We start from the raw sequence: 23,272 nt of genomic DNA on the forward strand, positions 1-23,272 counted from the left end.
ATTTATATACGGTTAGAAATTTACGGGGAAGCGGTTAGAAAAATATTTCTATACGTATAGAAATTTTCCGCTAACCGTATATAATTTCGAGGCCTCCCAAAAACCCTGTTTCAGAAGGCGGATAGGGGAGGACGGGAGAAGGCATAAAAAGAAATCCTGACAGGTCAGCAGAGACTGACTGTCAGGACTTTATGCTTATGTTTCAGTTGTTTTCCGGGACCATCGGGTACCCGTCTTGGCAGAGAGACTATCCTGTCCCGTCTGCCGCCGGTCTCTCCGGCTTACCAGAGCTGCAGACGCTCCGCCTTCGGGAGGAAGAGCTTGTCGCCCTGCTTCACGCCGAAGGCGTCGTACCAAGCATCGATGTGGGGCAGTGCGCCGTTCACGCGCCATTCGCCCAGCGAGTGGGGGTCGCTCTTGGTGCGGTTGCGTATTTCGGCCTCGGTGATGTTGGCCGCCCATACGCCTGCGTAGGCGATGAAGAAACGCTGCTGGGGCGTGAATCCGTTGATGTTCTTGAGCTTCTTGGTCTTCAGCACGTTCTCGAGCGCGTTGTAGGCAAGCTGCAGGCCTCCGTGGTCGGCAAGGTTCTCGCCGAGCGTGAAGCGGCCGTTGGCGTTGAGGTCGGGCAGCACCTTGATGTTGCTGAAGAAGTCGGCATACTTGCCCGTGCGTGCGTCGAAGTTCTTGCTGTCCTCCTCTGTCCACCAGTCAGACATGTTGCCGTCCTTGTCGTAGTGGCGTCCTTGGTCGTCGAATCCGTGCGTCATCTCGTGTCCGATAACCACGCCGATGGCACCGTAGTTGAAGGCGTCGTCGGCCTTCGGGTCGAAGAAGGGATACTGGAGGATTCCTGCCGGGAAGCAGATTTCGTTGGTCGTCGGGTTGTAGTATGCGTTGACGGTCTGTGGCGTCATCTGCCATTCGTCCTTGTCTACCGGCTTGCCTGCCCGCTCGTTGACGCTGACGGTGTTCCAGAATCTGCGGCACTCCATCACGTTCTCGTAGTACGACTTGGCAGGGTCGATGTTCAGCTGGCTCAGGTCCTTCCACTTGTTGGGATAGCCCACCTTTACATAGAAGGTAGAGAGCTTCTCGAGGGCGGCCTTCTTCGTCGCCTCGCTCATCCAGTCCTGTGCGAGTATGCGCTCCTTGAGGCTTACCTGCAGGTTCTTTATGAGCTGCTCCATGCGCTGCTTGCTCGATGCCGGGAAATAGCGTTCGCAGTAGATTCTGCCCAACGCCTCGCCCATCTGGCTTTCGGCCTGCTGCGTGGCACGCTTCCAGCGCGGATAGTCTTCCTTCGTTCCGCGCATGGTCTTGGAGAAGAAGTTGAAGTTCTCCGCGCGCACCTCGTCGCTCAGGTAGTCGGCCGCCGTCAGGATGGCGTCCCACTCCATGCGCGCACGCAGCTCGTCGGCACTCTCGGTGGCGGTGAGCTTGTCGAGTCCTACGAGGAAGTCAGGCTGGCCTACCACCATCTCCTGAATGTATTCCGTCCTGATGCCCTCTGCATTGGCGAGCTGCACGAGCGGAATGTTGGGATACTTCTCCTCGAAGTCCTTGAGCGTCATCTTGTTGTAGTTTGCCTCCACGTTGCGCAGCTCGGTGCGGCTCTTGGAAATGAGGGCAAGCGCGGTCTCGAATCGGAGAATGGCGTCGCGCTTCCTGACTGCCTCGGCCTCGCTGAAGCCGAAGAGCCTGAACATGTTGACGATGTGCTGCTTGTAGGCGTTGCGTATGTCGGTCGTCGCCTTGTCGTTGTCAAGATAATACTCTTTCTGTCCGAGGGTCAGGCCGCTCTGATAGATGTTGAGAATGTTCATCTTCGCATTCTTCTCGTCGGCACCCAGACCGTAGGCCATGGCTACACCATAGTTGAAGGGCGACGACTTCAGCTGAAGCGCGCGCAGGTCGGTAACGGTCTTGGCGGCTCCATCTCTGCCAGCACGGCCTTAACGGGAGCAACGCCCTCCCTGTTGCGGCGGACGGAATCCATGGCGAGCTTGTAGAAGTCGCCGAGTTTCTGCTCCACGCTGCCCGGTTTGCCCGGCTTCTTGAGAAGTTCCGTCAGGATGGTGTTGATGCGCTTGTTGTTGTCTTCGCCCAATTGGTCGAACGAGCCGTAGCGCGAATAGGCGGCAGGAAGCGGATTGAGCTTCTGCCATCCACCTGTTGCAAACTGATAGAAATTGTCTGCCGGACGGGCCGACTTGTCGAGATTGCTCTCCTTGATGCCTGCCTGCGTCTGTGCAAGGCTGCCCAGCGGTGCGGCGGCGAGCATCATCATTGGTAAGATTGTCTTGATATTCATATTTTGTTAAGTTAAAAGCCTTTTCCTGTTTATCCCCGGAAGGGAAGAGAGCTGTATGCCTCGTTGGAATAAGGGGGCCATTATTGTCCTTTTGATTATTGTCCTTAATGCCGGAAGCTGATGTTGGTGCGGTTGACCTGACAGGAAGAACCTGCCCAATTGCCGCTTCAGGCCGTCTGCCGCTTGCTTTCCCCCTTCGGAAATGGACTGGGAAGGGACAGGAATGGTTATTCCAACTCCTCCGAAAGCATCAGCCAGCGGTCGTTCTCCTCGTCGAGGGCGCGCTTCAGCTCGGTGTATTCGGTAACGAGCTGCATGTCGGAAGCGTTCTCGGGATTCATGAAGAGCTGGTCAAGCTCGCTGATGCGCGCTTCCATCTTAGCTATCTTCTTCTCCGATTCCTCCACGGCACGTTGCGCCTTGCGCAGCTTCTTCTGCTGCTCCTTGTGTTCGGCGTAGGCCTGCTTGCCCGTCGGGGTCTGCTTGGATTCTGAAGCCGGTGCCGCGGACGTGCCGGCCGGCCGTGCTCCTCCCTTCGACAGCCCCGGAGCGGCCACCGCCTCGTGGATGGTCTCGGCATTGTGCGCACGCAGATAGTCGTAGATGCCGCCCAAATGCTCGCGCACCCTGCCTCCGCCGAACTCGTAGACCTTGCTGACCAGACCGTCGAGAAATTCGCGGTCGTGGGAGACGATGATGGCCGTGCCGTCGAAAGCCCTGACGGCCTCTTTCAGAACCTCCTTGGACGGGATGTCGAGATGGTTGGTAGGCTCGTCGAGGATGAGCAGATTGACGGGCTCGAGCAAGAGCTTTATCATGGCCAGCCGGGAGCGTTCGCCGCCCGAGAGCACCTTCACGTACTTCTCCGATGTCTCGCCGCCGAACATAAACGCGCCGAGGAGGTCGTTGATGCGCAGTCGCATGTCGCCTTTCGCCACCTCGTCTATGGTCTGGAAGATGGTCAGGCTCTCATCCAAGAGCTGCGCCTGATTCTGCGCAAAGTAGCCTATCTGCACGTTGTGCCCTATTTTCAGCTTGCCATCGAAAGGTATTTCGCCCATGATGCACTTCACGAGCGTAGACTTTCCCTCGCCGTTCTTGCCGACGAAAGCAACCTTCTCACCGCGCCTGATGGTCATGTCTACGTCCGATATAACGGTATGTTCGCCATACTTTTTTGTCAGCGTGTCTGTTATAACGGGATAATCGCCCGAGCGGAGGCACGGAGGAAACTTCAGGTGCATGGCGGAGTTGTCTACCTCGTCCACCTCAATGGGTACGATTTTCTCCAGTTGCTTGATGCGCTGCTGCACCTGTACGGCCTTCGTCGCCTGATAGCGGAAACGCTCTATAAACGCCCTGATGTCGGCAATCTCCTTCTGCTGGTTCTCATAGGCGCGGAGCTGCTGTTCGCGGCGTTCCTTGCGGAGGACGAGATATTCGTCGTATTTCACCTTGTAGTCCTCTATATGTCCGCAGGTAATCTCCAAGGTGCGGTTCGTAACGTTGTTGATGAAGGCACGGTCGTGCGACACCAGCACCACCGCCTTGGCACTTTGCGCAAGGAATTGCTCCAACCATTGTATGGACTCTATGTCGAGATGGTTGGTAGGCTCGTCGAGAAGCAGCACGTCGGGACGGCGGAGCAATATCTTTGCCAGTTCAATACGCATGCGCCATCCGCCCGAAAACTCTTTCGTGGGGCGGTCGAAGTCTGTGCGCTCGAAGCCGAGTCCCGTCAGCGTGCGTTCTATCTCCGCCTCGTAGTTCTCTCCGCCCATCATCATGTAGCGTTCGTGCTCCTGCGTGAACTTCTCTACCAGAGCGGCATAGCTCTCGCTCTCGTAGTCGGTGCGGTCGGCCATTTCCTGCTGCATCCGTTCAAGCCGCTGCTCCGTCTGCGTGTTGTCGGCAAACGCCTTGCGCGCCTCTTCCTTCACGGTAGTGTCGTCGGCGAGCTTCATTACCTGCGGCAGGTAGCCGACGGTCGTATCGTTCGGTATCGCCACCACGCCCGCCGTGGGCTTCTGTAGTCCGCAGAGAATCTTCAGCATCGTAGACTTCCCTGCACCGTTCTTGCCTACCAAGGCAATGCGGTCCTTATCGTTGACTACGAAGGAAACGTTCCGAAAGAGCGGCTTCACGCTGAACTCTACTGTCAAACCTTCTATTGAAATCATAGTTGTATCTTGGAGTTAAGAGAAGTTATGGGAATATATTGCTCCCCTTGACTGCCAAGGGGAACAAAGAACGCTTATGAGAAAGACCGAAAAGGCCTCAAGAAGCCGTCGTGCCCTGCACCGGCTAAGGGAGAGAAACGGACAGCAACACCTTATTTCCCGGTCTCCGATAGGGGCACGCAGCACCATTTGGTTACTTTCAGCATGACGCTGATGCCCGGAATCTCCTTAAGCAGGAAGTATTTTTTGCTGGATCTGACCAACCGGCCCGTCATTCCCTTCATAGGGCCGAACTTCACCAGCACGGGGTCGCCGGCCTTCATCCGGGCTTCTTCCGTGGAAATGAACTTCCGCATGCTTATTTCCGGGTTGCACATCAGCCGGAACTCGTACATCTGATTGTGCGGAATAAGGTAATAATCCTTTGAGTCGCGCTCCTTGCGAATGACGCTTAGCTTCAGAGCCGACTCCTGTACAGCCTTGCGGAAGATGGCTTCGTCGTCGGGCTGCTTGACAAAGAGCAGATTGATGACCACAGGCCGCAACACCTGCCTGACTTTCCCCGAAGCATCCTCAACGTCGCGATACTGCAAGGGGATAAATACTTCCATTCCTTTTTCCTTGAAGTAATCGGCCACCGTCTCCTGCCGGTTGCCAAACAGACGGACAGCGTACCACGCCTTCCCGTCGTCTACCACCTCGTCTACGTAGCGTTGGAGTTTTTCCATAATGGTTGCAAAAGTAAGAAAATTATATGGAATATGGATGATAATGCCCTTTCAACTTCACTATTTTTCTTATTTTTATCAATGTAGTCCGTCCTTCTGCTGCCTGACTTTCGTCCACCGGCACAGGAGGCTTTCGGGACAGCAGAAGCAGAGAGAAACGGGCATAAAGCGAAAGTGCCGTTTTCGTATGGTGAAAGTGCCGTTTTCATCATGCGAAACCGCCACTTTCGTTTCTCCATTGTAGCTCGGCAGAAAATGAGCATCTCACAGACCCGTATTCCGGGAAAAGGCAGGCATGCCTAAATGGTTCGGCTGTTGAACTGAAAATGATGATGAAGGGAAATCAGGAGGCGGCAGAGTTGAGTTTTTGATAGTGCCCACGGTGAAGGCAGACTGGCGTCCGGGCTTTGGAGGAAGGTTTCTGAGAATTGAGAGAGGCGGCATGAAGTTTCTGTTATGCCGTCAATATGTCCTTGTATGAAGGAACGGCCATGTTTATAGCGAATGAATAATAAAAAAACACTGGAAGACCAATCGTCTTCCAGTGTTTGATGTACAGGTTAGGATGTCCTGTTATGCTACTTTCTCCAAGCGTTTCATCATCAGGAACATGAAAGCTGCTGAAACGAGACAAAGGACGATGAACACGGTCCATACTATCGGCAATGGGAGGTCGCCCCACAGATAACCGCCCACGCTGACGAGCAGGTTACCGAATGCAGTAGCAACAAACCAGCCGCCCATCATGGCTCCCTTGTACTTTGGAGGTGCTACCTTACTAACAAAGCTGATACCCATCGGACTGAGGAGAAGCTCTCCGAATGTCAGCACGAGATAGGTGCCAATCAGCCAGTTGGCAGAAGCATACTTGGCAGACTCGCCTGCCACCTTCTGCTCGTTCGGGGTGAGAAGGCCCTGTGAGGCCATCACCATCAGGAAGTAGGCACATCCTGCCACAATCATACCGTATGCAATCTTGCGGGGAGCTGAAGGCTCCTTTCCCTTGGCAGCCAATGCACCGAAGATGGCCATGCTGATAGGAGTCAGGGCTACTACATAGAATGGGTTGAACTGCTGGAAGATAGGTGCGCTGACGTCTACAGTGCCCTCAAGATTCATATACTTGTAGGCCAATACACCGACAGCGGCAAGGATAATCAGAGCTGCAATGCCCTTCCCTTTGGAAGTCTTGCTCTGGAACAAAGCCATCGACGCGTACACGATGAAGACAATCATCACAAGATTGATTACATCGAAGGCCATGCTCTGTACGCCTGTAGAAGTCTTGTGGACGAACTCATCGGCAAAGTAAGTCAGGGTCAGACCGTTCTGATGGAATGCCATCCAGAAGAAAATAACCACTGCAAACACAAGGCAGAGGGCAACGATGCGCTCTTTGGTCTGCTGGGGTGTCAGTTCTTCCTCGGTTGATACGGCTGCAGCCTTGTCAGCCTTCTTCGTACCGCCCTCTACGTGTCTGAAGGTGCTTCTGAAGCCATAGTAGATGGCCATTGACAGAACCAGCGAAATGCAGGCTACGGCAAACGAGAAGTGGTAGGCGTCGTTGCCGGCATAGCCAAGGGAGTTCTCTGCCCAGTCCTTGATTCTGACAGCAGCGGTCGGTGCGAAGAGGGCACCGATGTTGATTGCCATGTAGAAGATGGAGAAAGCGGAATCGCGCTTGCCTTCCAACTCGGGATTGTCATAGAGATTGCCGACCATTACCTGTAGGTTTCCCTTGAACAATCCTGTTCCAAAGCTGATGAAGAGCAGGGCGGCTATCATGGACATAAATGCTACCGTGCCGCTTCCCAGTGGGATGGAGAGGAACAGATAGCCTGCAAACATGATGATGATACCGATGGTTACCATCTTGCCATAGCCGAATTTGTCGGCCATGATACCTCCAATCAGCGGCAGGAAGTACACAAGTCCGAGGAAGACACTATAGATTAGTCCGGCTGTTCCCGGTTCCAATCCGAAATTAGCTCTCAAGAATAACGCAAAGACGGCTATCATCGTATAATAGCCGAAACGCTCTCCCGTGTTGGCCAAAGCCAAGGCGTAAAGCCCTTTTGGTTGGTTTTCAAACATAATTGTTAAATTTTAGGTTGATTATTACTTTGTTTTTGAAATATCGAACAGATAGGTTGCCTTAATGACAATGTTTCCATGATTGGATTTCCCGAAGAAATCTTTCTTCGTGTTTCCGTAGATGTTGCCCAGCCCATAGTAGTAGCGGGCTTCGAGGAGGAAGTGCCCCAGTCTGGGATTACTCCATTCGGCACCCAGTCCGGCAGCAATGCCGTAGTCGAATTTCTTTTCTACGGGCATGTTCTCCTGTGCTACGGTGGTGTTGCTGCGTCCTGTGCCGTCAGAGGCAAGGTTGGGTGAGTCGTAGTTTTTTGAAGTTGATTCGCTCAGATAGAGTCCTATCTGCGGTCCGGCTTGGAAGAAGAAGTTCCATCCCTTGCGTTCCTTTCCCCACGCCAAGTGTGCAAAAACCGGAATCTGTACGTAGTTGATAGTGCGCGAATAGGCCTCGGCTACTCCATTGGCGTTGACTACTTGTCCTCCCGTGTTGGTCTGAATATCCTCTTTCCATCCTATGGAGGCGTAGTTCACTTCTCCGTAGATAGAGCAGATGGTATTGAAATACTTCTCGCATATATACCGGATACTCATACCGCCCGTGATGCCTCCGTGATAGTCCTGCGCGACCTTCGGGTCGAAGCCGACATTGGAGAGGACATAGCCGCCATTGACACCGACGGAGAGGTCGTTGCGATGCTGTCCTACCTGTGCAGCGATTGTCAGGGGCAGGAACGATAGGGCGACAGCCAATAGTTTGATTATATTTTTCATTAATATCATCGAAAGACGGCCCCGGCGTGTAGGGAGGGACTGTCTGCTTTGTATCAGTACACCAGATTCTCCATAGTCTGGTCGGCCTTGAAATGGACGAGCTGGAAGTGGTTGTTCTGATAGCCTCCTTGTCCAACACGCTCGAAGTTGAGCCGTGTCTGCAATGCCTTGTATTTGGCTTCCGTGTCCGTACCCTTGAAAGTCTTGGGATGGGCTTTCAGTCCCCGGATGAAGAACTCGGCCTGATCGTAGCCTGTTATTGCCATTCTCGGAATATAGGTCTTGCTCATCGGTTCACCGTAAGTGTCTTGATAGAGTTTCTCCAAAGCCTCGGTCTTGTTGGCGACCTTATTATAATAATAGGTGGACGGGATATAGACACCATACTTGAAGAAATAGGCCAAGTCGTAGTCTTGGTAGATGAACCACTGGTTGTAGCCATACATGGAGATGGCGAGGCCGGGATGAGTCTGCTTCAGGGAGTCAAGCTTGGCAAAGACCTGATTCAGTTGGGGACTCTTCTCGGAGTTGACCACAATCACATTGGGCCTTCTTGCATCGAAATGCTTGGCAAAATCACTCTGCGGAGAGTTTATATTGGTCAGGTCGTATTTTATTTTCAGGGCGTCAAGTTGCTTGCGCAGTCCGCTTGTAAAGCCTCCTACTTGGCTGTTGGGGTCATTGCAGTTGATGAATACAGGGTGATGGGTTTTGTGAAATCGTTCGAGGAAGCTGGCGATTGCCTTTTCGTTCAGTCGTGCATCGCTCTGATAGACCTGATAGATATTGGGATTGCTTGCCACCTCGTTTCCATCAATGGAGAACGGAATGACCAACTTGATTCCGTGTGCACGGCAGAAATCGGCAAGTGGTTTTACCTGATTGGAGTACAGAGGCCCAAAGATAATGTCAAGGGAGGAGGCGTTTGGGTCAAGTAGTGTAGTGCGCACGTCTGCCTCCTTGGGTACATTCCAAGCGTGGACGTCAGTATTGATGCCTTCTTCCTTCAGTTGGTTGAGGGCCAAGAGTACGCCACGATAGTATTCAACCATCCGTTTGCCATCACCGTCAAGATTGTGCAGAGGCAGCATTACGCCGATACGTATGCTTCCGGCTACGGGAGCCGTGGCGGTCTTAGTGGTTGCAGTGGACTGCGGCCTGCCGGAGGGAGAAGGCGTTTGCCCTTTCTTGTCGCCGTCTTTGGCGTATGGAACGAATATCCAATCGCCCTTCTTCAGTTCGTAGCCCTCCTTTTTCATTTCAGGATTGGCATCCAACAGCTCTTGGATACTTATTCCGTAGTCCTTGGCTATGCCGAAGATGGTTTCTTTTTTCTTAACCTTGTGAATATCTTTCCATTGAGTTGTCTGTGCCATTATTCCACACGCGAAGAACAATGTCAGCATCAACAAAAAGCATCTATGACCGTGTTTCATAATCATAACTTCTATTTAATTGTTGCAAAGATAAGAAAAAGTATTTACTATATCTCGTGAAATACATAGAATTTTTCGTATTTTTGCAGAAAATATAGCTGCACTCGGCAGACGAGAACAAGTTCTCTCTACGCTCATTGGCAATATTCTTGCAATTTAAAACAGAATATAGATGAAATCATTTCTTCTAAAAATATCGCTTTTCGTGGCTATGCTGTCCTGCACGGGTTTGGTTTCAGCGCAGGAATGTAATCCGTTCGGGGCATATACCAACAGGGACGGAGAGCCGGATACGCTGACCAGTTCGCTGGGCTTTTCCGGCTCGGCACCGCTTACGGTACGTTTTGAAGCCAATCCTGACGGCAATGTGGAGCCGGGAACTAACTTTGAATGGCATTTTACAGACCAGCGCAGTCCCCGTACCCCATTTCTCATCCGTTACGAGCAGGATACGGAGTACACATTCACTTCTGCCGGTTCGTTTAGTGTGCGTCTCTATCAGATTGTTGATGGCGATACCATCAGCATATACGACCCCATCACCGTCTCTATCAGCGAAAGCGAACTGCTGATGCCCAATGCTTTTTCTCCTAACGGAGACGGTATCAACGACATATATAAAGCGAAGAGCGGCTACAAAAGCATCGTGGAGTTCAAGGCTGTCGTCTTCAACAGATGGGGGCAGAAGCTATACGAGTGGACTGACCCGGAAGACGGATGGGACGGAACCTTCCACGGGAAGAATGTGGCGGAAGGAGTTTATTTTGTCAATGTAAAGGCAAAGGGGGCTGACGGACGGGAGTTCCATATCAGGCGTGATGTAAATCTCCTCCGTGGGTACAACGAAACGACCACCACCCAGCCATAAATGAAAGGATAACCAACAAAGATGAACGATAACATAGAGGTTTTGGGAGCACGTGTCCATAACCTGAAGAATGTGGATGTAACCATTCCACGCAATTCGCTGACTGTATTTACGGGGCTTTCCGGCTCGGGAAAGAGTTCGTTGGCTTTTGATACCATCTTTGCCGAGGGGCAGCGACGCTATATAGAGACATTCTCGGCCTACGCACGCAACTTTCTCGGCAATATGGAACGTCCCGACGTTGACAAGATTACGGGACTTTCGCCGGTCATCTCCATAGAACAAAAGACGACCAACAAGAATCCCCGTTCCACGGTGGGGACGACGACGGAAATCTATGACTATCTCCGACTGCTCTATGCCCGTGCCGGGGAGGCCTACTCGTATAGGAGCGGCGAGCGCATGGTAAGATACACGGAAGAGAAGGTTATCGAGATGATTATGCGCGACTACGACGGCCGGGGCATCTATATCCTTGCACCGCTCGTCCGCAATCGCAAGGGGCACTACCGGGAACTCTTTGAACAGATGCGCCGCAAGGGTTATCTCTACATCCGCGTGGATGGTGAGATAAGGGAAATAGTGCGTGGCATGAAGGTCGACCGGTACAAAAACCATAACATCGAAGTGGTTATCGACAAGATGAAGCTCGGTGGCATGGACACGGAGAAGCTGCGCGAACGTCTTTCTAAGACCGTTGCCACGGCCATGAAGCAAGGCGACTCGCTTATCATGATTATGGATAAGGAGACCGGCAGCAGCAAATACTTTTCCAAAAGACTGATGGACCCCGTTACGGGCATCGCCTACAAGGATGCCGCTCCCAATGTTTTTTCCTTCAATTCGCCCGAGGGGGCATGTCCGCACTGCAAGGGACTGGGAAAGATAAACGAGATAGACCTGTCAAAAGTAATCCCCGACGACACACAGACCATTCATGGCGGTGCCATCGTTCCGCTTGGGAAATACAAGAATCAGATGATTTTCTGGCAGATAGATGCCATTCTCTCCAAATACGATTGTACGCTGAAAACCCCCGTCAGGGATATTCCCAAGGAGGCAATGGCCGAGGTGCTCTATGGTTCCTTGGAGAATGTGCGTATTTCCAAGGAATTGGTGCATACCACGTCAGACTATTTCGTGGCGTTCGACGGCATCGTCAAGTATCTCCGCACGGTCATGGAGACCGACGACTCTGCCAACGGGAAGAAGTGGGCCGACCAGTTCATTGCCGAGAAAACCTGTCCCGAATGTCGCGGACAAAGGCTCAACCGCGAGGCGCTTTCCTACCGGGTGTGGGACAAGAATATTGCCGAACTCGCCAATATGGACATCGCCGAGCTGAAAGAGTGGATGGACCATCTGGAAGAGCATCTTGACGAGAAGCAGAAGAGGATTGCCACAGAGATTGTAAAGGAAATCCGCAAGCGGATAGACTTTCTGCTTGATGTCGGACTTAACTACCTCGCTCTCGACAGGCAGAGCGCAACGCTGTCGGGAGGAGAGAGTCAGCGCATCCGGCTGGCGACGCAGATTGGCTCGCAGCTCGTCAACGTGCTCTACATCCTTGACGAACCTTCCATCGGATTGCACCAGCGGGACAACGAAAGGCTCATCAGCTCGCTCAAGGAACTGCGCGACCTCGGCAATACGGTTATTGTTGTGGAGCACGATGAAGACATGATGCGTGCTGCCGACTGGATAGTCGACATAGGGCCGAAGGCCGGACGGAAAGGCGGCGAAGTCGTTTTCCAAGGAACATCCGGGGATATGCTGAAGACGCACACGCTGACAGCGCAGTACCTGAACGGCGAACAGACTATACAGATTCCCGAAAAGCGGAGGGACGGAAACGGCAAGTCGATATGGCTGCGGGGCTGTAGAGGAAACAACCTCAAAGGCGTAGACGTGGAGTTTCCGCTCGGTCGGCTGATAGTAGTAACGGGCGTGTCGGGCTCGGGCAAGAGCACGCTCATCAACGAAACCTTGCAACCCATTCTCTCACAGCATTTCTACCGCTCGCTGAAAAAGCCGATGCCCTACGATGCCATTGAAGGCATGGAGAGTGTAGACAAGGTGGTAAGCGTGGACCAAAGCCCGATAGGCCGCACTCCGAGGAGCAATCCTGCCACCTATACGGGCGTATTCTCTGACATCCGTCAGCTTTTTGTCAGCCTGCCCGAAGCAAAAATACGCGGCTACAAGCCGGGACGCTTCTCGTTCAACGTAAAGGGAGGACGCTGCGAAGCCTGCGGAGGAAACGGATACAAGACCATAGAGATGAACTTTCTGCCCGACGTGATGGTGCCTTGCGAGGTATGCCACGGCAAACGCTACAACCGCGAGACGCTCGAAGTGCGCTTCAAGGGAAAGTCCATAGCCGACGTGCTCGACATGACGGTCAACATGGCGGTGGAGTTCTTCGAGAATGTACCTCAGATTCTCCCACGCATCAAGGCGTTGCAGGACGTAGGACTCGGCTATATCAAGCTCGGGCAAAGCTCTACTACTCTGTCTGGTGGCGAGAGCAGCGTGTGAAGCTCGCCACAGAACTTGCCAAGAAGGACACGGGCAAGACGCTCTACATACTCGACGAGCCTACGACGGGACTCCATTTCGAGGATATACGCATCCTGATGGGCGTACTCCAAAAACTTGTAGACCGGGGCAATACGGTGATTATCATTGAGCACAACCTCGACGTTATCAAGCTCGCTGACTATATTATCGACATGGGACCTGACGGCGGACGTGGCGGCGGGCAGGTGTTGGCTACGGGAACTCCCGAAGCCATTGTCCAAGGCGGCAGGGGCGTAACCTCCCGTTTTCTGTCAGCAGCCCTTCAGCCACGCAACCCGGTATAGCCGGCGGTTCTCTGTCAAGAAGATGGAAGTCCGGCGGTAGGCGGAGGAGGCTTAGCGACGACAGAATCTCCATCCGTGCCCGTCTTTCCAAGGTTCTCTGAAGGAATGGCAGAAGTAGGGGGAGGGCCTGTACGGAAATATTCATAGCAGTGTAGAATGTAAGGAAAATTCAGTCTCGTAGCTTCAAAGTATTGGGATGGCTGCGTGAAAACGGCACTTTCGCACGACGAAAGTGCCGTTTTCGTCATCTGAAAGTGTCTTGTCCGTTCTGCGAAGATTCCGCTATAAGCGTTCTGCCTTGTAATTATCTGTACCCCAGTATTTTATTCCCATGTTTCGAGTAACTCGGGAAGCTAGATTCACGACGGATATTTGGAACATTCTGTCAAGAAGTTTTACGATGGGGAATCCTCACTGCCTATCCGTGAAATGCCGTGCAGGCGTATGCACCCGTGCCGGGCTTGCATGGTGTGTGGATTTGTTTTTTCGGCTGACAATCTCTGTTATGTCGGAAAAAATAATTAAATTTGCATCCGCAATAGGTTCATTCACAAATGATTAAAAAGGGAATTCGGTGCGACTCCGAAACTGTCCCGCAGCTGTAAGTCGTCTCTTTTGTGCAAGCAATGCCACTGACCACGGAGGTTGGGAAGGTGCTTGCCAAGTTTGGACAACGAAGTCAGAAGACCTGCCATTGCAGTCTGGTGCCGCCTTCGAGGACGGGCAGGGCACCGAAACATAAATTCTTAAGAGTCCGTAGGTTTCCTTGCAAGGGCAGGGAGTGGCAGGCAGGAGCTTAAATCCATGCTTCTGCACCGGTTGTCGGCGTGTGGTCTTGGGTTCCGTCTTGCTCCGACTGTCATCCCTCTTTCGGGTGTTGCTCCTCCGTATCTTCCAAAATAACGAGAATGAGACTACAAATCACATTGCTTTTCCTGTTATTGCCTCTGTCGCTTCTGGCACAGACGGCAGGCGAAGACTCCACCCATGCTATTGATGAGGTGGTGGTGGTCTCACGGCTGACGCAGCGCGAGGTCATCCCCTCGCAGCAGCTGAAGGGCGAGACGCTGCAACGGCTCAGTGCGCAGAGCATTGCCGATGCCCTCCGCTATTTTGCCGGTTTGCAGCTGAAGGACTATGGCGGCGTCGGAGGAATAAAGACGGTAGACATCCGCAGCATGGGGACGAACCATCTCGGAGTCTTTTACGACGGCATAGAGTTGGGCAACGCACAGAACGGACAGATAGACCTCGGGCAATTCTCGCTTGACAATGTAGACGAGATAACGCTCTACAACGGACAGAAGAGTGCCATCTTCCAGCCTGCATCCGATTTCGGCAATGCCGGAAGCGTATATATCCGCACCCGTCGTCCCCGTTTCGGTCCGGGAAAGGCCTATAACCTGTGCCTGAACGCCAAATATGGGTCGGGCGATTTGTTCAATGTCTCCACGCTGTGGGAGCACCGTCTTTCACCGGCCGTGTCGGTTTCGGTCAATGGGGCGTTCCTTTCTTCGAGCGGCAGGTACAGATTCAGATACAGACGTGTTACCCCGATGGGACAGGTGGCGTATGACACCACGGCAGTGAGGCAGAATGGAGACATCCATGCAGAGCGGTTGGAGGCGAACCTCCACGGAATCTTTTCCCGTGGCTACTGGAATGCAAAGGCATATCTCTATAATTCCGAACGGGGCATACCGGGGGCGATTGTCAACAACGTATGGCGGAGGGGCGAGCGGCAGGCAGACGTGAACTCGTTTTTTCAGGCTCGCTTTCAGAAAGACCTTTCCGACCGTTTCTCTACGCAGTGGCTGGCAAAGTATGCGTACTATCGGACACATTATATTAATAGGGACACGACGCAACTGCCCGTAGACAACCGCTATTGGCAGCAGGAGGTGTATCTCTCCACGGCCAATGTGTGCGAGCTGATGCGCAACTGGAGCATGTCGCTGTCGTATGATTTCCGTTGGAACAAGCTCAATGCCGACACCTACCGCTTTGTATTTCCTACGCGTTTCTCCCATCTCGTCAGTCTGGCAATGGCACTTGATGCGCACAGGGTAAGGCTGCAAGGCTCTGTCCTTGCCACTTTTGTCCACGACATTCTTCATCCCCGGCAGCCGATGACTGGCGGCTCGTCGGGCAAGACGCTTACCAAGCTGACCCCGGCCCTCTTTGTCGATGTGCCGCTTCTCCGTCCCCGGCACTCTGCTTCCGCCTCTCTCGACCTTCGGGCGTTTGTCAAGCGCAGTTTCCGCATGCCGACTTTCAACGACCTCTACTATACCGACTTCGGCAATTCAAGCCTCCGTCCCGAATCGGCGACACAATATAATCTCGGCATTGTCTTCCGTCGCGAGCGTTGTCAGGGCCTCCTCCGAAGCTGGGACATTCAGGCCGACGGCTATTACAATACCGTTCACGACAAGATTATCGCCTATCCGAAAGGGCAGCAGTTCCGCTGGACGATGCTAAATCTCGGCCGTGTCCATATCACGGGGCTTGATGTCTCGGCAGCTATGATGCTTCAGCCGTTCCGCGGTCTTTCTCTTAGCTGCCGGCTGCAATACACCTATCAGGATGCACGCGACGTTTCCGACCCTGCTACGCCTTACTACCGCGACCAGATACCCTATATTCCCTACAACAGTGGCTCTGCTGTCGTCAGTGCCTCCTATATGGCTGGTCGTTCAATTACAGCTGCATCTATACGGGCCACCGTTACAACGGGCAGGAGAACATCCGATACAACCATGCCGAACCTTGGTACACCCACGACGTCAGTCTGCAATATCGGTTCCACCTCGGCAAGGCATCGTTGAAGGCTCTTGTGGAGGTCAACAACCTGCTTAACCAGCAGTACGACGTCATTTTGAACTATCCAATGCCGGGGAGAAATGGGAAGATAGGTGTGGAAATGGAAATCTGAAGTGTCTTCCACGCACTCTGAAAGTCTTTCCAAGTCTCTCCGAAGGAGGGTAGGCCGGGTTGCCCGTGTTTCGGAATGGCTATAGGGGAAACGGGTATGGGTCGGATGACGGGCTAATTATGGCTGCATGGCTGTACCACATCCTCTCCGAGAGGCGTTTGGAGTCTTTGGCTGAGTGTCCTGTATGAAGAAAATAATAGCATAGTTGTCCCATATCCTTTCCTTGGAGAGGGGGTTGGGAAAGTCTTTAACAAGATGAACAATATACAAAAGACAATGACATGGCCGTTCCGCGTCTTCTTCTCGGGAGGGTCTCGGGAAGGTTTCAGGATGGCTTGGAAAGGCTTCCTCTTCCTCTTTCTCCTTGCGTCTTGCCGCAACGATGCCACGCTCATCTATCCCGACGACGCGCAGACAGGGGGAATGTCGGAGAGCAGCTACAAGGGAATGTACGTGCTCAACGAGGGGAATATGGGTTCCAACAAGGCGACGCTCGATTTCCTCGACTTTGCTTCGGGCACTTATTCGCGCAATATCTATCCGTCGCGGAATCCCTCGCAGGTGCTTGAATTGGGAGACGTGGGCAACGACGTCAAGATTTACGGCGGCAGTCTGTGGATGGTCATCAATCAATCTAATAAGGTTGAGGTTGCCGATGCGCGTACTGCGGTCAGCCGTGGGCATGTTTCAGTTCCCAACGGCCGCTATCTGGCGTTCAGCGGTGGCTTTGCCTACGTCAGTTCCTACGTCGGGCGCATCAACAGTGAGAGTGTTTTGGGAGCAGTATATAAGGTAGACACACTCTCGTTGCAGGTTGTAGACACGTGTATCGTGGGCTATCAGCCTGAGGAAATGGCTGTTGTGAGCGGCAGGCTCTACGTGGCCAACAGCGGAGGTTACAATCCCATGCAGGGAAAGGACTACGACCGCACGGTCAGTGTGATAGACCTGTCTTCGTTCGGGGTAGTACGAACCATTGATGTTGCCCCGAACCTCTTTCGGGTGCGTGCCGACAGATACGGCAATGTGTGGGTTTCGTCGCGCGGCGACTATGCTTCCGTGCCGTCAAGGTTGTATGAACTCTATGCCGATGAGGTCGTTGGAAGCGTGGATGTGCCTGTCAGCGACTTCGATTTCCTTGGCGACTCGCTCATTTATCAAGGCGACGGGCACGTCGGAATCATTGATGTACGCACGGGCAAAGTCGTCAACGACCGTTTTCTCCGTCCTGTCTCCCCTCCGCTCCGTACTCCTTACGGGCTGATAGCAGACCCGTCGAACGGCAATATATACGTGATGGATGCCACCAACTACGTCTCCAGCGGAAAGCTGTACTGCTTTGACCGCCACGGCAACTATCAATGGGACACGTGGACGGGCGATATTCCCGGGCATGCCTGCTTCCTCCGATAGCCTGCTCCTGCTCCGCCACTCCTGCTTCCTATGCAATAGCGTCCTGCCTTACCGTCCGTCGTGTTGCAATACCGTCGCAGCCCACCCTTCAAACCGACAAACAAAGAAACAATGAGAATCTTTTCCACTATCCGAAAGACTGCCGGCAGCCTGCTGCTCCTTGTCCTTTCACTTCCTCTTTCAGCCCAGAACTCTCCTTATATCAGGGCAGTAGACGAGTACGTCCCGGCCCCCGGGCAGTTCGTCAACAGCTTGCCCGAACTGTCGGCCAGCGATACGCCCGAGACTGCGGCAGCCAAATGTACCTCGGAAATAGGCGGCAAGGAAGGCATTGTTACCTTAGGTGGGTATGGCGGATATATCACTTTTCATTTCGACCATCCCGTCGTGAACGTGCAGGGTGCCTACGATCTCTACATAAAAGGCAATGCGCACGAAGGCAGCAGTGAGCCGGGCATCGTCATGGTATCGCAGGACGAGAACGGGAACGGGCTACCCGACGATACGTGGTACGAACTTTCGGGCAGTGCCGATACGGACAGCATCGGCCGGGTAGACTACGACTATACCATTACCTATACGAAATCGGACTTGCAAGATGTCCCTTGGACAGACAGCAGGGGCAACAGCGGCGTAGTGGCACGGAACGAATACCACAATCAGGAGTATTTCCCGCTCTGGTTGCCGTCGCCCCTCACCTTCCACGGTACGCGTCTTCCAGACAACGGCTTCGACCGTTCGGGCAAGGGGATATACTGGGTACAGAACACTTTTGCCTACGGATATGTGGACAATGTGGCCGATTCCATCGGGTCATGCTTCAATATCGGGCATGCGGTAGACCGACACCGCCAGTCCGTCCATCTCCCCTCCATAGACTTTGTACGGGTCTATAGTGCAGTCAATCAGCAGTGCGGATGGATAGGGGAGACCTCTACTGAGGTATGCAGGGCGGTAGACCTGCACCCGACAGCGACACTCATCGGCCCTGTCAGTGCTTCGCCTGCCCGTCTGCTGCGCATCTTCAGTCTTGACGGGCGGACATTGCAGCATGTGCGGAGAGGTGTCAACATACTGCAATATACTGACGGTACAATAAAGAAAATCCATATAAAATAATTTAAAACAAACGCTTATGAACAAGTATTTCTACGTTTTTGCCCTTGCTGCTGCCCTCACCGTGCAGCCTGCCTTGGCACAAAGCGGCGATGATGATGTCATCACCGACTCCGTAGCCTCCTTCGACGACATTCAGCTCGATGCCAACGGCTACTACAACGGAGCTGACCAGATGGGCGGTGCCTACAGCGGTGCCTATCTGTTCTACAACTTCTACAATGCCACGTATGGTTCGTGGACCGGCTTCTCCGTCTCCAACAGGCAGGAAACCGATTTCAAGAACTATGCCGAAAGCCAGTATAACAGCTGCGTAGGGCACGGTGTGAACAATTCGGAGAACTATGCCGTCTACTTTTACAGCAACTACGGCATAGAGAAGGAGATAGACACAGCACCCATCCAAGACAGAAACGGCAATAAAATAAAGGCAAAGGGTTTCTACGTAACCAATTCGGCGTGGAACCGCCACGCCTATCTTAACGGCGACGGCATGACTCCCGGGGCTTTCGCAACAGGCGACTGGTGCAAGCTGACGGTCTATGGCGTAACAGGAGAGGAAATTGCAGACTCGGTAGAATACTATCTGGCAGACTACCGCTCTGGCAATCCGGCTGCCCACCGCTTTGTGAACGACTGGGAATGGATAGACATTTCAGCATTGGGCGAGGTGGATCAGCTGAACTTCAAGATTACTTCCAGCCGCAAGAACGACTACGGCATGACGACGCCTGCCTATTTCTGCATGGACGACTTCGCAGGCGAGGCACCCAAGGCGGGTAACGGTCTGGGAGTAGTAGACTTTGAGGGAGCTGCTCCGCTCAATGCCGACGGCTACTATAATGGCTCCGACGAGGAAGGCGGATTCTCTTCCCATGGCTTCCATTTCGCCACCAACTACTTCTCCGACTACAACTACTGGTCGGGCACGGGGCTTTCCAACCGTACCGATACCGGCTTTGAGAGCTATGTACTGGGCCAGTGGAACTCTACCATGGGGCACGGCTACAAGAACTCTTCCACATACGCCGTTGTCTATCCGCAGGGAGAAAGCATAGAAGTTGAGGCCGCACCGGCTACCATCAGCGGCTTCTACGTAGGGCTGAACAGCTATGTCCGCAATGCCATAGAGGCGGGCGACGGCATGACTCCGGGTGCTTTCACGACGGGAGACTGGTACAAACTCTCCATCATAGGGCTTGATGAAAAGGGCGGGAAGAAGGATACGATAGACTACTACCTTGCCGACTACCGCTCTGCCAGCGAGGCCGACCACTACTATATCAAGGACTGGAGCTGGATAGACCTCACGAAACTCGGCGAGGTCAAGGGTATCACCTTCCGGTTATCAAGCAGTCGCAACAACGACTACGGCATGACGACACCCGGATACTTCCTGATGGACAACTTCAACGGCACGTACGACGGCGAGAGCGACAGGCTCGCTACCGGCATCGGGGCTGTAGAAGCCGTTACGGAGGTGAACAAGCCGCGCAACTTAACAACGGGCATCTACTCGCTCGACGGCCGCAAGCTCAACAAGATGCAACGCGGCATCAACATTGTCCGCATGGCTGACGGAACGACACGCAAGATTCTCCAAAGGTAATTTTCCGGGTCGGGGTACTTCTGCGCCACGAATGGTGAAGTATCCTTACCCTTTGACGCTGACGGGAGAGTGCGGAATCATCACGCACTCTCCCGTCTTTTTATACTGCTATGGCTCAGGGAACCCTCCGTGTGCCCGTTGCACGGGGTGATGGCTGGTATCCTCTCCCTGCAATCCTGCCGTAAGAACACCAGTCTCGTCGTTTGACGGACAGCCTATGGAAACCGATTCGCCCGGCAGGGGGCAGTGTGTCCGTTTGGGATAGTATTATGGCGGCAAAATGAAAGTGGCGGTTTCGCACCATCAAACGGGCGTTTTCGCATGGTCAAAGTGCCACTTTCGCTTTTCCGTTTTGGCCAGTGTAAAAAACAAATGGACTTTCCCTGTAGGAGAAAGTCCATTCGCTATATCATCTATTGCCCGTTTCGGGGTTATTTTTCCTGCATCACGCCCTCTATGTAGAGTCTTGTCATTTCCGTCTTGGCATTGGTACGGATGGTAATGCTCTTCTTGAAGTGGCCGGGAAACTTGCCCTGTCCGTTATAGGTAATCTCTATGGAGCCTTTCTGCCCCGGAGCTATCGGCCGCTTGTCATAGTGAGGAACGGTGCAGCCGCAGCTGGCAACGACCTGATTGATGACCAACGGAGCCTTCCCGGTATTGGTAAAGGTGAAGGTCGCCTTCTGTACGGGATTTTTCTCGGAGAAGGTTCCGAAGTTGTGTGTCATCTTGTCGAACTTGATTTCGGCTGATTCTGTGCTGCCGCATAGACGAATCCGCAGATGAGCAGCATGGTTATCATTAAGATTTTCTTCATAATTCAGTCTGTTTTATTGTTGAATTTGATGCAAAAGTAAACAGAAAGTTTAGTGTGGGGGAGGTTTTTTGCAATTATTAAGCCGAAATTATCATATATTAATCAAATGACAATGCTTGTCCCGAAAACTTTCGCGGACCGGCAGACATTTCCACATTGACGGTGGCGTCGTTTCGTTAAAAGTTTGTAACTTTGCATCTATATATAAACAAAACAAACAGACATACTATGTATCGGACGAATACTTGTGGCGAGTTGCGGCTCTCTGATGCCGGCAAGGAAGTTACCCTTGCCGGATGGGTGCAACGCTCGCGAAAGATGGGAGGAATGACGTTTATCGATTTGCGCGACCGTTACGGCATCACCCAGTTGGTCTTCAACGAAGCCGACGATGCCGACTTGTGTGGAGAGGCCAACAAGCTGGGGCGTGAATATTGCGTGCAGGTAAAGGGAGTGGTAAACGAGCGTCAGAGCAAGAACGGCAAGATGCCTACTGGCGACATCGAAATCATTGCCAAGGAGCTGAATGTGCTCAGTTCTTCCCTGACGCCTCCGTTCACCATCGAAGACAATACGGACGGAGGAGACGACCTCCGCATGAAGTACCGCTACTTGGATTTGCGTCGTCCGGCAGTCAGAAAGAACATAGAGCTGCGCCATCGTATGACGATTATCATCCGTAATTTCCTCGACAAGCTGAACTTCATTGAGGTGGAGACGCCCGTCCTGATAGGCTCAACTCCCGAGGGAGCGCGCGACTTTGTCGTTCCCTCGCGGATGAATCCCGGTCAGTTCTATGCCCTTCCGCAGAGTCCGCAGACGCTGAAGCAGCTGCTGATGGTGGCAGGTTTCGACCGTTATTTCCAGATAGCCAAGTGCTTCCGAGACGAAGACCTGCGTGCCGACCGTCAGCCGGAGTTCACGCAGATAGACTGCGAGATGTCTTACGTTGACCAAGACGACGTCATCGGCATCTTCGAGGAGATGGCGCGCTGTCTCTTCCGTGAAATACGCGGTGTGGAGTTGCCTAAGCTGGAGCAGATGCCGTGGCATGAGGCGATGAGGCGTTTCGGCTCCGACAAGCCTGACCTCCGCTTCGGAATGGAGTTTGTCGAGCTGATGGACGACCTCAAGGGCACGGGAACGTTCCCCGTCTTCGACGAAGCCGGATATATCGGCGGTATCGTTGTCCCGGGCTGTGCAGAGTATAGCCGCAAGCAGCTCAACGAGCTGACCGACTTTGTGAAGCGTCCGCAGGTGGGTGCCAAGGGGCTTGTGTTCATCAAGTATAATTCCGACGGTACGGTGAAGAGTTCCATTGACAAGTTCTATACGCCCGAGCAGTTGCAGAAGGTCAAGGAGACGACGGGAGCCAAGGATGGCGACCTCGTGCTGATTCTCTCTGGCGACAATGCTAACAAGACACGCGTTCAGCTCTGTACGCTTCGTCTGGAGATGGGCGACCGCCTCGGTCTGCGCGACAAGAACGTATTCAAGTGTCTTTGGATAGTCGATTTCCCGCTCTTCGAGTGGAGCGACGAGGAACAGAGACTTATGGCTACCCATCATCCGTTTACGATGCCGAATCCCGACGACATTCCTTTGCTTGACGAACATCCCGAGCAGGTGCGTGCGAAAGCATACGACTTCGTCTGCAACGGCGTGGAGGTCGGAGGAGGGTCTCTTCGTATTCACGACACGCAGTTGCAGGAGAAGATGTTCGAGGTGCTTGGCTTCACTCCCGAGCGTGCCGAGGCACAGTTCGGCTTCCTGATGAATGCTTTCAAGTATGGTGCGCCTCCTCATGCCGGTCTGGCTTTCGGACTCGACCGTTTCGTCAGCATCCTTGCCGGACTCGACTCCATCCGCGACTGCATCGCCTTCCCGAAGAACAACAGCGGACGCGATGTGATGCTCGACGCACCGTCGGTTATTGACGACAAACAGCTCGACGAATTGCAGATAAAAGTTGAGCTAAAGGCCTAATAGTCATTGATTAAAATCAATAAATAAGCATAACGGGGCAATTGGGGCTTCGGAGCTGTCATATTTCTGTTTGAAAATTCGATGCTCTGAGATATTTGATGTAATTTTGCAAATACATATTACAGATAGTTAGTTCAGAGT

Annotated in this window: 11 protein-coding genes, 3 pseudogenes and 1 riboswitch; of the genes and pseudogenes, 7 read left to right on the forward strand and 7 right to left on the reverse strand. The window is 53.1% G+C overall.

All coding sequences use genetic code 11. The features are described from left to right. Positions 1–281: 281 nt before the first annotated feature. The 6 genes and pseudogenes from JCM15908_RS13455 to JCM15908_RS09360 all read right to left on the reverse strand — a co-directional run bounded on the left by JCM15908_RS13455 (position 282) and on the right by JCM15908_RS09360 (position 9,463). A pseudogene (locus JCM15908_RS13455) lies at positions 282–2,314 on the reverse strand (M13 family metallopeptidase). 227 nt (positions 2,315–2,541) lie between these two features. Beyond that, positions 2,542–4,494: an ABC-F family ATP-binding cassette domain-containing protein gene (locus tag JCM15908_RS13460; protein ID WP_036893101.1), complete on the reverse strand. Its 1,953-nt coding sequence runs from the start codon at positions 4,492–4,494 to the stop codon at positions 2,542–2,544. 152 nt (positions 4,495–4,646) lie between these two features. Then, the gene (locus tag JCM15908_RS09345) at positions 4,647–5,222 is read right to left on the reverse strand and encodes a UpxY family transcription antiterminator (protein WP_025003137.1); all 576 of its coding nucleotides are present in this window, start codon (positions 5,220–5,222) and stop codon (positions 4,647–4,649) included. Between the two features lie 573 nt (positions 5,223–5,795). After that, positions 5,796–7,316, reverse strand: a complete 1,521-nt coding sequence (locus JCM15908_RS09350) for a peptide MFS transporter (protein WP_025003138.1) — start codon at positions 7,314–7,316, stop codon at positions 5,796–5,798. 24 nt (positions 7,317–7,340) lie between these two features. Further along, positions 7,341–8,087 carry a porin family protein gene (locus JCM15908_RS09355; RefSeq protein ID WP_025003139.1) on the reverse strand — a complete coding sequence of 249 codons (747 nt, stop codon included), beginning with the start codon at positions 8,085–8,087 and terminating at the stop codon, positions 7,341–7,343. A 53-nt stretch (positions 8,088–8,140) separates the two neighbouring features. Beyond that, entirely contained in the window at positions 8,141–9,463 is a 1,323-nt protein-coding gene (locus tag JCM15908_RS09360; protein ID WP_373277424.1) for an amino acid ABC transporter substrate-binding protein, read from the reverse strand. A 232-nt stretch (positions 9,464–9,695) separates the two neighbouring features. Between JCM15908_RS09360 and JCM15908_RS09365 the strand changes: the two genes are divergently transcribed. The 6 genes and pseudogenes from JCM15908_RS09365 (at position 9,696) to JCM15908_RS09390 (ending at position 20,328) form a co-directional block, all read left to right on the forward strand. Next, positions 9,696–10,391: a T9SS type B sorting domain-containing protein gene (locus JCM15908_RS09365; RefSeq protein WP_025003141.1), complete on the forward strand. Its 696-nt coding sequence runs from the start codon at positions 9,696–9,698 to the stop codon at positions 10,389–10,391. A 21-nt stretch (positions 10,392–10,412) separates the two neighbouring features. Beyond that, positions 10,413–13,255: pseudogene (uvrA, locus tag JCM15908_RS13465) on the forward strand (excinuclease ABC subunit UvrA). A 522-nt stretch (positions 13,256–13,777) separates the two neighbouring features. Beyond that, positions 13,778–13,965, forward strand: a riboswitch (cobalamin riboswitch). A 198-nt stretch (positions 13,966–14,163) separates the two neighbouring features. Continuing rightward, complete coding sequence (locus tag JCM15908_RS13470; RefSeq protein ID WP_373277425.1) at positions 14,164–16,083, forward strand: TonB-dependent receptor plug domain-containing protein; 1,920 nt, start codon at positions 14,164–14,166, stop codon at positions 16,081–16,083. Positions 16,084–16,520: 437 nt separating this feature from the next. Continuing rightward, positions 16,521–17,603 (forward strand): DUF5074 domain-containing protein, encoded by a 1,083-nt coding sequence (locus JCM15908_RS09380; protein WP_025003142.1) that lies wholly within the window; start codon positions 16,521–16,523, stop codon positions 17,601–17,603. A 111-nt stretch (positions 17,604–17,714) separates the two neighbouring features. Next, a complete protein-coding gene (locus JCM15908_RS09385; protein ID WP_234396432.1) occupies positions 17,715–18,722 on the forward strand; it encodes a hypothetical protein in 1,008 nt (335 codons plus the stop codon). 16 nt (positions 18,723–18,738) lie between these two features. Then, positions 18,739–20,328: a DUF4465 domain-containing protein gene (locus tag JCM15908_RS09390; protein WP_025003144.1), complete on the forward strand. Its 1,590-nt coding sequence runs from the start codon at positions 18,739–18,741 to the stop codon at positions 20,326–20,328. A 431-nt stretch (positions 20,329–20,759) separates the two neighbouring features. Here the strand turns inward: JCM15908_RS09390 and JCM15908_RS13475 are convergent. Continuing rightward, a pseudogene (locus JCM15908_RS13475) lies at positions 20,760–21,145 on the reverse strand (DUF1573 domain-containing protein). 228 nt (positions 21,146–21,373) lie between these two features. On the opposite strand from JCM15908_RS13475, the gene aspS reads away from it, so the two are divergent. Next, complete coding sequence (gene aspS / locus JCM15908_RS09400) at positions 21,374–23,131, forward strand: aspartate--tRNA ligase (RefSeq protein ID WP_025003145.1); 1,758 nt, start codon at positions 21,374–21,376, stop codon at positions 23,129–23,131. Positions 23,132–23,272: the final 141 nt, after the last annotated feature.

Source organism: Prevotella dentasini JCM 15908, from assembly GCF_000614065.1.
GTDB lineage: Bacteria > Bacteroidota > Bacteroidia > Bacteroidales > Bacteroidaceae > Prevotella > Prevotella dentasini.

Excerpts from the sequence above, each read along its gene's own strand:
- JCM15908_RS09345 (WP_025003137.1), bottom strand. The coding sequence starts at position 5,222 with ATGGAAAAACTCCAACGCTACGTAGACGAGGTGGTAGACGACGGGAAG.
- JCM15908_RS09385 (WP_234396432.1), top strand. The coding sequence starts at position 17,715 with ATGAGAATCTTTTCCACTATCCGAAAGACTGCCGGCAGCCTGCTGCTC.
- JCM15908_RS09380 (WP_025003142.1), top strand. The coding sequence starts at position 16,521 with ATGGCTTGGAAAGGCTTCCTCTTCCTCTTTCTCCTTGCGTCTTGCCGC.
- JCM15908_RS09350 (WP_025003138.1), bottom strand. The coding sequence starts at position 7,316 with ATGTTTGAAAACCAACCAAAAGGGCTTTACGCCTTGGCTTTGGCCAAC.
- JCM15908_RS09360 (WP_373277424.1), bottom strand. The coding sequence starts at position 9,463 with ATGGCACAGACAACTCAATGGAAAGATATTCACAAGGTTAAGAAAAAA.
- JCM15908_RS13470 (WP_373277425.1), top strand. The coding sequence starts at position 14,164 with ATGAGACTACAAATCACATTGCTTTTCCTGTTATTGCCTCTGTCGCTT.
- JCM15908_RS09355 (WP_025003139.1), bottom strand. The coding sequence starts at position 8,087 with ATGAAAAATATAATCAAACTATTGGCTGTCGCCCTATCGTTCCTGCCC.
- JCM15908_RS13460 (WP_036893101.1), bottom strand. The coding sequence starts at position 4,494 with ATGATTTCAATAGAAGGTTTGACAGTAGAGTTCAGCGTGAAGCCGCTC.
- aspS (WP_025003145.1), top strand. The coding sequence starts at position 21,374 with ATGTATCGGACGAATACTTGTGGCGAGTTGCGGCTCTCTGATGCCGGC.
- JCM15908_RS09390 (WP_025003144.1), top strand. The coding sequence starts at position 18,739 with ATGAACAAGTATTTCTACGTTTTTGCCCTTGCTGCTGCCCTCACCGTG.
- JCM15908_RS09365 (WP_025003141.1), top strand. The coding sequence starts at position 9,696 with ATGAAATCATTTCTTCTAAAAATATCGCTTTTCGTGGCTATGCTGTCC.